This is a genomic window from Amycolatopsis sp. NPDC058278 (assembly GCF_042881395.1).
Classification (GTDB): domain Bacteria; phylum Actinomycetota; class Actinomycetes; order Mycobacteriales; family Pseudonocardiaceae; genus Amycolatopsis.
This window is the reverse complement of sequence record NZ_JBHVXZ010000059.1, coordinates 1-12,642: the sequence shown is the minus strand read 5'-3', so window position 1 is coordinate 12,642 and position 12,642 is coordinate 1. Positions and strand designations below refer to the sequence as shown.

The following is a 12,642-nucleotide window of genomic DNA, read 5'->3' as shown; positions in this document are numbered from 1 at the left end:
CGAAACAACCGGCGCCGGGGGGCACCCTCACAGGAACATCGGGAACGGGTTGAGCCGCTCGTACGGGGTCGGCGCGTCGAGCCTGCCCATCCGGACCGGGACGTCGAACAGCCGGCCCGGCGCGAACCGGGCCCAGAACGGCCGGAGCCCCGGCACGAGCACCTTGGCCACCGGGATCCCGACGTCCGGCCGGGTCTGGTCGAGCACCAGCAGTTCCAGCCCGGCGCGGCCGAACACCCGGCCCAGTGCCTCGATGTCGTCGCGGACGTCGGCCCGGCTGACGAACGGGAAGTCCCCCGCGGTGCGCATCCGCTGTCCCGCCGCGGGCCGCAGGTACGGCTGGTTCGCGACGGTGGCGTGGGCGAGCCAGCGGCACGCGTCCGGGTCGTCGAGGCCGTGGCCTGCGGCCCGCACGACGGGCAGCATCTGGTTGAGCTCGGTCACCGCGCGGCGCACCGCGATCCGCGGGTCGAGGTGCGCGCCGAAGCCGAGCATGATTTCCTCGTGCGGGCTGTCGGTCCGCCGGGACAGCGCGGCGATCGCCGGGATCCCCAGGTCCGAGGTGACGTCGAGGACCCACAGCTCGCGGCCGATCGCCCTGTAGTTCCCGGACATCTCCGCCAGCCACGGATCGGCGAAGGACGCGAGGTCGACGCCCGGCACCGGCGTGCGGTTGTACCACCACAGCGCGACGGCGTCGCGCTCGACGAGCTCGAGCGCACCCTGCAGGATCGCGTCCTCCAGGCTGCTGCCCGCCGCGGCGCCGTTGGAGTCGGCGCGCACGCCGCGCGCCGAACCCTCCCGCGGGGTGCCGTAGTACAGGTAGGACGTCGGCAGCAGACGGCGGCGGCCGGACGGCGACCACACCGGCGTCCAGTCGATACGGGCGGTGCGGTCGAACGGTTCGCCGACGTGCTGGAAATCCGCGTGCTCGCGGTTCCAGACCGCACGCTCGGCGTACTGCCGGTCCGCGAAGAGCATGCATTCGTTGGGGTGGAGGGCTTCCTCTCCCAGTTCGGCGTAGGACCCGCGGATCCGCAGTTCGTCACCCTGGAAGTTGCCGGAGAACCGTTCCGCGGCCTCGCAGAGCGCGCCGACCTCGGCGTCGAGCGGGCTGACGCCTTTGCCGCCGTTCTCGCAGCGCAGCCCGGCGCGCAGCCCGGCCATCCCGGTGACGCCGCGGGCGATGTTGGCCCCGGAGCGGTAGGCGTTGGCGAACCAGGGCGCGTCCGGGTCCGGCTGGATCTCCTTGACGATCCCGGTCACCGGGCTGACCAGGTGCCGGTACCGCTCGAGCATCTGAGCCGGCGTCGCCGTGCGGTGCCCGCCGCCCCCGGTGGTCGCCTTCCTGGCCGGCTGCAGCACGACGGGGCGCATCGAGCGCCACGCCACCAGCCACTGGTCTCCGCAGCGGGGGCACTGCGGGCGGCGGCGCAGCTCGTGCAGCCTGCCCTGCAGGTCGAGCGTGTCGAGCGTCCACACGCATTGCTGGCCGTGGTGGCGGTAGCCGGCCGTCCACTTGGCCGCCTCCAGTGCGATGAGGTGCGCGGCGGCCCCGGTGAGCGGCGGCAGCGCCGAGACCGAGCGGCGCGCCGGGCCCGCGTGGCCGAGCTCCTCCTGGACGCACGCCTCCGCGTGCCGGTGCCCCCACAGCCGGTGGGTCAGGCAGTGCCAGCAGGCGCCTTCGGGCTGCAGCACCGGCCCGATCCACACCTGGGCCCCGAACGGGCGCGCCAGCAGCCACGGCCGGCCGGTCCGCCGGTGCTCCGCGTCGATCAGGGCCAGCCGCGGGTCGAGGTAGTCGGCGCACAGCACCACCGTCAGGCCGGCCGCGCCGGTACCCGAGCGGACCACCTCGAGACCGGCACCGGCCAGCGCCCGTTCGACCGGGCCGGCGTCGACGCCGTCGGCGCTGTCGCCCACCGCCACCAGCCGAACGGTGCCCGGCCGGGCCGCGACGAGGTCCGCGTCGACGCCGCAGGCGTCCCAGTAGGCCAGCACGCGCTCGTCGCCGGGCCGGGTGTCCCCGCCGTGGCTGCGCAACGTCACCAGGCCGGCGTCGACCAGCTGGGCCAGCAGCGCGGCGACCTCCTCCGGCGGCATCCCGCCGGGACGGCCGCGCAGCAGCCGGTCGAGGTCGTGCGTGCCGTCGAGCAGCGCCGCGAGCGACTCGATCTTCGCGCCGCGCATGGCGATCACGCCCTGTTCCGAGAACAGGTAGGCCCCCTTGCCCGCCCTGACCTCCGCCCGCAGGTGCCGCCGGAACGCCGGCACATGGGGAGAAGCGGCACCGCCGCCGTCGTCCGGTACCCGTGCGTCCACCGCTGTCGTGGGCATGGCTCTCCTGCCGGTCGTCGAGTTGGAAGAGAGAATCAGAATCGTGCTCCACGGCGGGTCGGCCGGGCCAGTGCGGTGAGCACGGGGAAGTCATGCGAAACGCATGGTCCGATGTGGGAAACGCACTGGGCGGAGATGCGCGGCTCACTGGCCGCGCGCGACGGGGAACTGTCACCGTGGACGTCGACGCCCGTCGCGGCATGGTGCGTCGAGGCACCGTAACCGAACTCGCGGCCGTGAGCGAACCGGCGGCGCCCGGCCTGGCACCCGAGACAAGTGAGGATCCGAGTATGCCTACCTCCGCTCGCACCTACGGACAGTTCTGCGGCCTGGCCCGGGCGCTCGAGATCGTCGGTGAGCGGTGGTCGCTGCTCGTCGTCCGTGACCTCATGCTCGGCCCGAAGCGGTTCGACGACCTGCAGCGCACGCTGCCGCGCATCCCGGTGAGCATCCTGACCTCGCGCCTCAACGAGCTCGAGGAGGGGGGCGTGGTCCGCCGCCGCGTCCAGTCGCAGCTGGACGCCGGTGTCGTCTACGAACTCACCGAGTACGGCACCGAACTCGACCACATCGTGCTCGACCTGGCCCTGTGGGGCTCGCGCTCGCTGACCTACCCGAAGCCGGACGAGGTCTTCACCCTCGACACCGCCATCATCTCGCTCTACACGACCTTCCAGGAGGAGGCCGCCGCGGGCGTGCACGTCAACTACGAGCTGCACCACCCCGGCGACATGATCGTGCACGCCATGGTCGACGACGGGGCGCTCAAGGCCTCCGCCGGCGCGCTGCCCGCGGCGGACCTGGTGATCGAACCGCAGGGCCCGGCCGTCCTCGACCTGCTCAACGGCAGCCTGACCGCCCAGGACGCCATCTCCAGCGGCAAGATCCGGGTCCAGGGCGACCCGGCGCACCTCGACCTGTTCACCCGGCTGTTCCGCATCCCGCCGGCCCCCGAGCGCCCGACCGGGCTCGTCGCGCACTGACCGCATCGCCCGGCCGGCACGCACTCCGCCGTTTCCCTTACTACTTCAGCAATCCGGAGTAACGGAACACCGCACGGAAACGGTTATCGTCGACGCACACGTCGTTTTCGGCAGAACTGGGGTCCGCATGTCCACGTCCGAAATCGCCCGGCCGGCCGGGTTCCTCGGCGCTCTCAACAGCCGCCACCACCATCGCGCGCTCGCGGTGTTCATGATCGTCGTGCTCGCCCACTGGGCCGAGCACATCGTCCAGGCCGTCCAGATCTACGGGTTCGGCTGGCCCACCTCCCGGGCCCGCGGCGTTCTCGGCATGCCGTTCCCGTGGCTGATTTCGCAGGAATGGCTGCACTACGGCTACGCGCTGGTGATGCTGGTCTTCCTGTGGGTCCTGCGCCACGGGTTCGCCGGCCGCTCTCGGCAGTGGTGGAACCTCGCGCTGGGCATCCAGTTCTGGCACCACATCGAGCACCTGCTGCTGTTCATCCAGGCGCAGAGCGGGTGGCGGCTGGCCGGGCAGAAGGTGCCCACGAGCATCATCCAGCTGCTCGTGCCGCGCGTGGAGCTGCACCTGTTCTACAACACGATCGTCACCATCCCGATGATCGTCGCCGTCGTCCTGCACCGGCGGGCCTCGGCCGCCGAACGGAAAGTGACCGGCTGCTCCTGCGGAGTGCCGAAGCAGCCCGCGCTCGCCGCGTCGTGAGGCGGGCGCTGGCCCTGCTGGCGTTCCTCGCCGGCTGGCTGCTGCTCGGCGCCACCCCGGCTTCGGCGCACGTCGAAGTCGTCTCGTCGACCCCGGGAGACGGCACCCGCCTCGGCGCGGCGCCGTCCCTGGTGTCGGTCACCCTGTCGGAGAACATCGGGATCCAGCCCGGCTCGATCAAGGTCGTCGACCTCGGCGGACACCAGGTCGACACCGGGCCGGTGTTCCAGCCCGGCGAGGACGCCCAGCAGGTCGCGGTGCGCCTGCGGCCCGGCGTCCCGGACGGCAGCTACCTGGTCGAATACGCCTTCGTCTCGGCCGACTCCCACCCCGTGCGCGGCACCTTCGCCTTCGTCGTCGGCACCGGCCCGCTGGTCACCTCGGCCGGCGCGGTGTCCGCGGCCACCGGCACCGACACCGCCGTCGACGCCGCGTCGACGGCGGTGCGCTGGCTGGCCTACGTCGGCGTCGTGCTGCTCGGCGGGACGGCGTTCGTCGTCCTGTGCCGCCCCGCGGGCCGCACCGACCGGCGGGCCCGGCAGCTGCTGCACGCCGGCGCCGGGCTGGTCGCGGTGACCGCCGCCGCGGCCTTCGTGCTGCAAGGGCCCTACGCGGCCGGCCGCGGCCTCGGCGCGGTGTTCGACACCGGGCTGCTGGCGGACACCCTGCGCGTCGCCTACGGGAAGCTGCTGCTGCTGCGGCTGGCCGCCGTCGCGGTGCTGGTGGTGCTGCTGCCCCGGCTGCTGCGGCCCGGCCTGCCCGACCGGCTGCGGGCCCGGTACGAGAACCTGACCATGGTCACCGGCTTCGTCGTGCTGCTGACGTTCTCGGCCACCGGGCACCCGGTCACCGACCCGGTCCTGTTCGTCTCCGTCACCGCCGACCTCGTGCACTTCGGGGCCATCGCGGTGTGGGCGGGCGGGCTGGCCCAGCTGGCGCTCTGCCTCTACCGCCCGGCCGGGGGCGAGGACCCGGCCCCGGCCGCGGCCCGCTTCTCCGGCATCGCCGCCAAGGCGGTGACGGCGATCGCGATCAGCGGCGCGGTGCTGGCCCTGCGCATCATGCCGTCGGTGTCGACGCTGTGGACCACCGGGTTCGGCCTGCTGGTGCTGCTCAAGACCGCCGGGTTCGCCGTGCTGCTGGCGGTGGCGGCCCGCTCCCGCGCCGCGGTGCGCCGGGGCTTGACCACGCCGCCGAAGGGCACCACCGGGACGGTCACGGCGGATTTGCGCCGGCTGCGGCAGGCGGTGGCCGCCGAAGTGGTGCTCAGCGCCGTGGTGCTGGCCCTGGCCGCCCTGCTGACGGTGACCCCGCCGGGCGGCTGAGTCACACCCCCGGGTGCGGCGGCCTGAGTCACACCCCCGGGTGCGGCGGCGGGGCGAACGGACCCCAGGTGAACGCGGGCAGCCACGGCCCGGGGGGCTCGCTCCAGTCCAGCGCCGCCAGCTGCGCGAGGGAGCGGCGCCCGGCGAGCGCGCGGTAGAGGTCGTGGGCCGGAGCGGTCACCGACGCCGCCGGGCGGCCCGCGCCCGCCGTCCACACCGAGCCGCCCGTCGTGCGGATCCGCAGGGCCGGCAGGCCGCTGCCGGCGACCGAGCCGGTGAAGCCGCGGACCAGCACCTCGAAGCTCGGCGCCCAGGCGAGGTGCTCCACCGGCGGCGGGACGCCGAGGGCGGCGCGCAGGTCCAGCTCGTGGGTGTAGGCGTCCATCACCAGGACGTCACCGCTGCGCCCGCCCGCGGCCGCGAGCCGCCGGTCGACCTCGTCGCCCACGTCGTCCCAGCGGTCCAGCAGGGCGGGGACCTCGAGCGGCCCGGCCGGGGCGGGCGCGGGGCCGCCGAGGCGCGCGAGCACGCCCTCGGCCTTCTCGAGGAGGTGGCCGACCAGGTCGACGACAGTCCACTTCGGACAAGCCGGGACCGCGCGGCGGTGGGTGCCGGGCCGGGGCCCGATCAGGGCGCGCACCCCGCGCCGCACCTCCGGGTAACCCACGAAGTCCGGCGCAAGCGCCGGCCGGGTCCCTGTCACGCGCTCCCCCTCACCTGGCACGATCGGCTTGCTCGGCCCAGTATGCCCTGGTGGCGGCGCTCGCGGTTCTCCCCGCGTGCCGCCCGTGACGAACTCCGGAGGTCGTGATCTTGCCCACGCTGTGGTCCACGACGGCGCAGTGGAGCCTGCTGCCGCCGGTCCTGCTCGCGCTCGTGCTGAGCGTCGCCATCGGGCTCGAACGCGAGGCGGGCATGAAGGCCGCCGGGCTACGCACGCACAGCCTGGTCGGCGTCGGCTCGGCGGTGTTCATGCTGGTCTCGAAGTACGGCTTCGCCGACCTGCTCGGCCTCGAGCACGTCTCGCTCGACCCGTCGCGGATCGCCGCGCAGATCGTCTCCGGCATCGGCTTCATCGGCGGCGGGCTGATCTTCGTCCGCCGGGACGCGGTGCGCGGGCTGACCACCGCGGCGACGATCTGGGTGACCGCCGCGGTCGGCACCGCATGTGGCGCCGGGCTGCCGGTCCTCGCCGCCGGCGCCACCGTCGGGCACTTCGTGGTGACCCGGGGCTTCCCGCCGCTGCAGCGGTTCGTGGCCCGGCACCGCCGCGAACCGCCGCTGGTCCGGCTGAGCTACCTCGACGGCCACGGCGTGCTGCGCGCGGCGCTGGCCGCCTGCACCGGCCGGGGCTGGGCCGTGCACCACGTCGAGGTCGACCACGAATCGGTTTCCGAAGAGGGACAACGGATCGCGGTCGTGACACTGCGCCTCGACGGGCGCGGCGACCTGTACGACTTGGCCGCCGAACTCGCCGAACTGCCCGGTGTCCGGAGCACGTCCACCGGGCTCGGGGAACCGCTCGACGAATGATCGCCCGCCCGGGCAGCGGGCGGAGGCCGGTTTGCGGCACACTGGGGTGCACACGGAAATTCCCCGGCGTCGCAAGGAAAACGTGCGGCCGAGGAGAAACCATCCAATTCGGAGGTGAGGCATGGCCCCCGGCGGCGGCGAGGACGTGGCGCACACACAGCCCGGATTCGACCTGGCGTGGCGTGGTTTTCACCGCGCCCAGGTCGAGGAGTACGTCGCGTGGGCCGAGGCCGAGCTACGCAGACTCGCCGCCGAGAGCGACTCCGCGCGCCGGCGTGGCGCTGCGCTCGCCGAGGAGAACCGTGAGCTCCGCGTGAAGATCGACCGGATCTGCCGGACCCCGATCGCGCCGGACGCGCTGCAGGAGCGTTCGCGCCGGATGATCGAGCTGACCCGCGAAGAAGCGGCCGAAATCACCGCGCGCGCAACGGAAGCCGCGGAGCGGAGCCGCCGGGAGGCCGAGGCGGAAGCCGTCCGGCTCACCGAGAAGGAGCGCCGCCTGGTCGCCGAGGCCGAGGCCGAGCGCGAGCGGCAGCGCGCCGAGCACGAGGAGCTCCTGCGGGCGGCCGAGCAGCGCCGCCGGGAGCTCGACGAGGCCGCGGCCCACCGCCGGGCCCAGCTGGAGGAGGACCACAGCCGGGCCATGACGGTCCGCCGTGCCGACGCGATGCGCGAACTGGCCGACCAGAAAGCGGCGGCCCGCGCGAAGGCCGACCAGCTGGTCGCCGACGCGACCCAGCGCAGCGAAGAGCTGGTCACAACGGGCGAACGCAAGCTCGCGACGGCCGAGGCCAAGGCCGAAAAGCTGGTCACCAACGCCACGCAACGCGCCGAAACACTCGTCACCACCGCCGAGACCAAAGCTGAAAAGCTCATCTCCGACGCCACCCAGCGTGCCGAAACACTCGTCACCACCGCCGAAGCCAAGGCGAAGAAGCTGGTCACCGACGCCACCCAGCGTGCCGAATCGCTGGTCAGCGAAGCGACGCAACACAGCGAAACGCTGGTCGCCACCGCCGAGACCAAGGCCGAAAAGCTCGTCACCGACGCCACGCAACGCGCCGAAACACTCGTCACCACCGCCGAAGCCAAGGCCGAAAAGCTCGTCGCCGACGCCACCCAGCGCGCCGAGAGCATGGTCGGCGCCGCCGAGCGGGAGGTCGCGGCCCTGGGTGAGGTCCGTGACCAGCTCAAAGCCTCGCTGTCCGGCTGCCGCGGCCTGCTGGCCGACGCGGCCGTCGCCCTCGACGACCGTCCGGGGTCGTTCGACCCCGAAGCCACCCTGCCGATGGCGAAGAGAGTTCCGATCCAGCGCCGCTCACCCGCGGCGGACCTCACCGACGCGGTCGGCTGACGCCGGCCCCCGCCGTTCCGGACGACTCGTCCATGACCGCGGAAGACATGACCGAGCGCCCGAGCGAAGCCGCGTCATTCCCGCCCCGGCGGGTGTTCGCGCTGGTCGCGGCGGTCGTGACGCTGGCCGCGTCGACCACGCTCGCCAACCGCGTGCTGCCCGGCTGGGCGTACCCGGTCTGCGGCCTGGTCGCGGCCGCGGTCCTGGTGGTGCTCGGCCGCGCGGCCGGATGCTCGTGGCGTGACCTGGGCCTGCACGCCGTCCGCCGCCCCGCGCTGGCCGGGCTGGCCGGCGCCGCGCTGATGGCGGTCGTGTTCGGGATCGCGCTGGCCGTGCCGTCGCTGCGGACGGTCTACCAGGACGGCCGGGTCGGCGACCCGGACTGGGCGCAGCTGCTGTGGCTGACCTGGGGCCGGATCCTGTTCGGGACGGTGCTCATCGAGGAGATCGCGTTCCGCGGCGTGCTGCCGGGCCTGTTCGGCGCGGCCGATGAGCGCTGGCGCTGGCCGCCGATCCTGTGCTCGGCGGCCCTGTTCGGGCTCTGGCACGCGTTGCCGGCGTTGGCCATCGGCCGCAACGCCGCCGTGCACGCGGTGTTCGGCTCGACGCCGGTGGTGGTGCTGCAGGTGCTGGCCATGGCCGCGGCGGGCCTCGCCGGGATCTTCCTGCACTGGTGGCGCCACGTCGGCCGGGGCGTGCTGGCGTCGGTGATCGTGCACTTCGTGACGAACGCCGGCGGCCTCACCCTGGCCGTGCTGGTCCGCTAGGACCGCACCAGCCGCGCGATGGCGTCCGACGCTTCGCGGACCTTCAAATCGGCCTCCTCGCCGCCGGCCGCGGCCGCCTGGACGACGCAGGTCGCCAGGTGCTCGTCGAGCAGCTCGAGGGAGAACGACTGCAGTGCCTTCGTCGCGGCGGAGACCTGGGTCAGGATGTCGATGCAGTACTTGTCCTGCTCGACCATGCGCTGCAGCCCGCGGATCTGCCCTTCGATCCGGCGCAGGCGCTTCAGATAGGCTTCCCGCTCGCCGCCGTACCCCGTCATCGCCCACCTGTCCCCGTCGCCGGCTTCTCTTCCGGCAACTATACCCTCCCGGGGTGTCAGCGGAAGCGCCGCAGCCGGAGGCTGTTGCTGACCACGAAGGCCGACGAGCACACCATGGCCGCTCCCGCGATCATCGGGTTCAGCAGGCCGAGCGCCGCGAGTGGCAGCGCGGCCACGTTGTACGCGAACGCCCAGAACAGGTTCCCCTTGATCGTGGCGAGGGTGCGGCGAGCCAGCCGGATCGCGTCGGCGGCCACGCGCAGGTCGCCGCGGACCAGCGTCAGGTCGCTCGCTTCGATCGCCGCGTCGGAGCCGGTGCCCATCGCGAGGCCCAGGTCGGCCTGGGCGAGCGCGGCCGCGTCGTTGACGCCGTCGCCGACCATGGCCACCACGCGGCCCTCGGCCTGCAGCCGCTTGACGACGGCGACCTTCTCTTCGGGCAGCACCTGGGCGACGACCTCGTCGATCCCCGCTTCCGCGGCGATCGCCCGCGCCGCGCCGGCGTTGTCGCCGGTCAGCAGCACCGGCGTCAGGCCGAGCGCCCGCAGTTCGGCGACGGCCCGGGCGGACGTCGGCTTGATCGTGTCGGCGACGACCAGCCGTCCGCGGACCTCGCCGTCCCAGGCCACGCCGACCGCGGTGGCGCCTTCGGCCTCGGTGAGTTCGCCGCCGAGGAACGCTGCGCGCCCGACGGTGACCTCGCGCCCCTCCACCACACCGGTCACCCCGAGACCCGCGGTGCTCCGGAACTGCGTGACGGCGGGCAACGCGCCGAAGCGCTCCCGGGCGACGTCCGCGATGGCGCGGGCGATCGGGTGTTCGGAAGCGGCCTCGACGGCGCCCGCGAGGCGGAGGACCTCGCCGTCACCCTCGACGAGCGCCATCCGGCCGGTGGTGACGGTGCCGGTCTTGTCGAGGACCACGGTGTCGACGCGCCGGGTGGACTCGAGCACTTCGGGGCCCTTGATGAGGATGCCCAGCTGCGCGCCGCGGCCGGTGCCGACCAGCAGGGCCGTTGGCGTCGCGAGGCCGAGCGCGCAAGGGCAGGCGATGATCAGCACGGCGACGGCCGCGGTGAACGCGGCGTCCGGCGTGCCGCCGGTCGCCAGCCAGACGACCAGCGTCGCCAGCGCCGCGAAGACGACCGCCGGGACGAACACCGCCGAGACCCGGTCGGCCAGCCGCTGGACCTCGGCCTTGCCGTTCTGCGCGGCTTCGACGAGCCGAGCCATCTGCGCGAGCCGGGTGTCCGCGCCGACGCGGGTGGCGCGCACGAGCAGCCGCCCGCCGACGTTGACGGTCGCGCCGGTGACGGCGTCACCCGGGCCGACCTCGACCGGCACGGACTCGCCGGTGAGCATGCTGCAGTCGACCGCGGAGCCACCTTCGGCGACTACACCGTCGGTGGCGATCTTCTCGCCGGGCCGGGCGACGAAGACGTCGCCGACCTGGAGGTTCGCGATCGGGACGAGGTGTTCTTCGCCGTCGCGGAGGACTGTGACGTCCTTCGCGCCGAGGTCCATGAGCGCGCGGAGAGCGGCGCCGGCGCGCCGCTTCGACCGTGTCTCGAAGTAGCGGCCGGCCAGGATGAACGTGGTGACCGCCGCGGCCACCTCGAAGTAGAGGTCGTGACCGGCCATCCCGAAGAAGAGCTCGTAGAGCGACCAAGCCACGGAGGCGACGACGCCGAGCGAGATCAGCGTGTCCATCGTGGCGGCGCCGTGGCGCAGGTTGACCGCAGCGGCGCGGTGGAACGGCCACGCGCCCCAGGTGACGACCGGCGCGGCGAGCGCGAGCGCCACCCACGGCCAGGCCGCGGACTGCCAGGCCGGGACCATCGCGACGACGATCAGCGGGACGGTGAGCACCGCGGAGACGAGCAAACGATTGCGCGGCGTCTCCTCCGCGGGCACGTCCGGCTCGGGGACGCGCGCGGAGTAGCCGGCGGCCTCGACGACGGACCGGAGGTCGTCGACCGACAGCCGAGCCGGGTAGCTGACCTGTGCTTTTTCGGTGGCGTAGTTGACCGTCGCGGTGACGCCGTCGACCTTGTTGAGCTTGCGCTCGACGCGGGCGGCGCAGGACGCGCACGTCATCCCGCCGATGGCGAGCTCGACGCGGGCGGCGGTGGTCACCTCGGCCGGGCTCACGCGACCAGGCGGTAGCCGGCCTCGGTGACGGCGGCGGCAACCGCATCGGTGGTCAGCGGGGTGTCGCTCGTCACGGTCACGCGGCCGCTCTCGACGTCGACGTCCACCTGGCGGACGCCGTCGAGCTCGGAAACCTCCTCGCGAACCGAGGTGGCACAGTGTCCGCAGGTCATGCCCTCGACGGTGTAGGTCGTTTCGGCCATCTCCCGCTCCTTTCGCTCCCTCTCTTTATACCCCTTGGGGGTAGGGGTTCTCCATCGGGTCCCGTCAGACTCGCGGGATGCGGAAGATCTACGCCATCGGGATCGGGGCGGGCGACCCGGAGCACCTCACGGTGCAGGCGATCGACCGTCTCAACCGCGTCGACGTCTTCTTCGTCCTCGACAAGGGCGCGGAGAAGGCCGACCTGGTGCGGCTGCGGCAGGAGATCCTCGACCGGTTCGTCACGCGGGAGTACCGGGTGGTGGTGGCATCGGATCCGCCGCGCGACCGCACCCCGGCGGACTACCGCGCGGCGGTGGCCGACTGGCACGCGGCCCGGGCGGCGGTGTACGAGTCGATGATTCTCTCGTCGCTGGCGCCGGACCAGGTGGGGGCGTTCCTGGTGTGGGGCGACCCGTCGCTGTACGACAGCACGATCGCGTTGATCGAGGCGGTGCTGGCGCGGGGGAACGTCGAGTTCGAGTACGAGGTGGTGCCGGGCATCAGCAGCATCTCGGCCCTGGTGGCCCGCCACCGGACGACGATGAACCAGATCGGCCGCGCGGTCCAGCTGACGACGGGCCGCCGCCTGGCGTCGGGCTGGCCGGAGGGAGTCGACGACGTGTTCGTCCTCCTCGACGCCCACACGACGTTCGACCGCTTCACGTCCGCGGGCTTGACCATCTTTTGGGGCGCGTACGTGGGTACGCCTGATGAGATCCTGATTTCGGGGCCGCTGACGCCGGCCTTGGCGTCCCACATCCGCGAGACCCGCGCCGAGGCCCGGGAGCGCCGCGGCTGGATCATGGACACGTACCTGCTTCGGCGCCCGGCCCCGTAACCCCGTACCCGGGCGGCCGGCCCGCACACCTGGCGGGCCGGTTCGGTTTTCGGGCATGCGAAAAGACCCCGGGAGAACCTTTTCGGGTTCTCGACCGGGGTCTTTCCTCAAGTAAGTTCGGCGGTGTCCTACTCTCCCACAACCCTTCGGTTGCAGTACCATCGGCGCTG

Annotated in this window: 12 protein-coding genes; 7 read left to right on the top strand and 5 right to left on the bottom strand. The window is 73.1% G+C overall.

Features of this window, described 5'->3' with window-relative positions; translation table 11 throughout:
* Positions 1-27: 27 nt before the first annotated feature.
* Complete coding sequence (locus tag ACFVYA_RS27980; RefSeq protein ID WP_387049176.1) at positions 28-2,337, bottom strand: TOMM precursor leader peptide-binding protein; 2,310 nt, start codon at positions 2,335-2,337, stop codon at positions 28-30.
* Positions 2,338-2,627: 290 nt separating this feature from the next.
* Here ACFVYA_RS27980 and ACFVYA_RS27975 point away from each other — a divergent pair, with 290 nt between their 5' ends.
* The 3 genes from ACFVYA_RS27975 (at position 2,628) to ACFVYA_RS27965 (ending at position 5,348) form a co-directional block, all read left to right on the top strand.
* Entirely contained in the window at positions 2,628-3,320 is a 693-nt protein-coding gene (locus tag ACFVYA_RS27975; RefSeq protein ID WP_285985321.1) for a winged helix-turn-helix transcriptional regulator, read from the top strand.
* Positions 3,321-3,447: 127 nt separating this feature from the next.
* The gene (locus ACFVYA_RS27970; protein WP_285985322.1) at positions 3,448-4,023 is read left to right on the top strand and encodes a hypothetical protein; all 576 of its coding nucleotides are present in this window, start codon (positions 3,448-3,450) and stop codon (positions 4,021-4,023) included.
* A complete protein-coding gene (locus ACFVYA_RS27965; protein ID WP_387049174.1) occupies positions 4,020-5,348 on the top strand; it encodes a copper resistance CopC/CopD family protein in 1,329 nt (442 codons plus the stop codon). The genes ACFVYA_RS27970 and ACFVYA_RS27965 overlap by 4 nt, the downstream gene beginning before the upstream one ends.
* A 28-nt stretch (positions 5,349-5,376) precedes the next feature.
* Here the strand turns inward: ACFVYA_RS27965 and ACFVYA_RS27960 are convergent, their stop codons facing one another.
* Entirely contained in the window at positions 5,377-6,051 is a 675-nt protein-coding gene (locus tag ACFVYA_RS27960; RefSeq protein ID WP_387049173.1) for a maleylpyruvate isomerase family mycothiol-dependent enzyme, read from the bottom strand.
* Positions 6,052-6,161: 110 nt separating this feature from the next.
* On the opposite strand from ACFVYA_RS27960, the gene ACFVYA_RS27955 reads away from it, so the two are divergent.
* The 3 genes from ACFVYA_RS27955 to ACFVYA_RS27945 all read left to right on the top strand — a co-directional run bounded on the left by ACFVYA_RS27955 (position 6,162) and on the right by ACFVYA_RS27945 (position 9,002).
* Entirely contained in the window at positions 6,162-6,881 is a 720-nt protein-coding gene (locus tag ACFVYA_RS27955) for an MgtC/SapB family protein (RefSeq protein ID WP_387049171.1), read from the top strand.
* A 121-nt stretch (positions 6,882-7,002) separates the two neighbouring features.
* Positions 7,003-8,235 (top strand): M protein, encoded by a 1,233-nt coding sequence (locus tag ACFVYA_RS27950; RefSeq protein ID WP_387049169.1) that lies wholly within the window; start codon positions 7,003-7,005, stop codon positions 8,233-8,235.
* A 32-nt stretch (positions 8,236-8,267) separates the two neighbouring features.
* Positions 8,268-9,002 (top strand): CPBP family intramembrane glutamic endopeptidase, encoded by a 735-nt coding sequence (locus tag ACFVYA_RS27945; protein ID WP_387049168.1) that lies wholly within the window; start codon positions 8,268-8,270, stop codon positions 9,000-9,002.
* Here the strand turns inward: ACFVYA_RS27945 and ACFVYA_RS27940 are convergent.
* From ACFVYA_RS27940 to ACFVYA_RS27930, 3 genes are read right to left on the bottom strand one after another with little or no spacing between them, the layout of a single operon-like run.
* Positions 8,999-9,280: a metal-sensitive transcriptional regulator gene (locus ACFVYA_RS27940; protein ID WP_013228661.1), complete on the bottom strand. Its 282-nt coding sequence runs from the start codon at positions 9,278-9,280 to the stop codon at positions 8,999-9,001. The two genes, ACFVYA_RS27945 and ACFVYA_RS27940, sit on opposite strands and share 4 nt — an antisense overlap.
* 56 nt (positions 9,281-9,336) lie before the next feature.
* Positions 9,337-11,430, bottom strand: coding sequence for a heavy metal translocating P-type ATPase (locus tag ACFVYA_RS27935; protein WP_387049167.1), 2,094 nt, complete (start codon positions 11,428-11,430; stop codon positions 9,337-9,339).
* Positions 11,427-11,633, bottom strand: coding sequence for a heavy-metal-associated domain-containing protein (locus ACFVYA_RS27930; protein WP_013228663.1), 207 nt, complete (start codon positions 11,631-11,633; stop codon positions 11,427-11,429). Before ACFVYA_RS27930 ends, ACFVYA_RS27935 begins: the two co-directional genes overlap by 4 nt.
* Before the next feature lie 77 nt (positions 11,634-11,710).
* Between ACFVYA_RS27930 and cobF the strand changes: the two genes are divergently transcribed.
* Positions 11,711-12,472 carry a precorrin-6A synthase (deacetylating) gene (gene cobF / locus ACFVYA_RS27925; protein ID WP_387049166.1) on the top strand — a complete coding sequence of 254 codons (762 nt, stop codon included), beginning with the start codon at positions 11,711-11,713 and terminating at the stop codon, positions 12,470-12,472.
* Positions 12,473-12,642 lie beyond the last annotated feature (170 nt).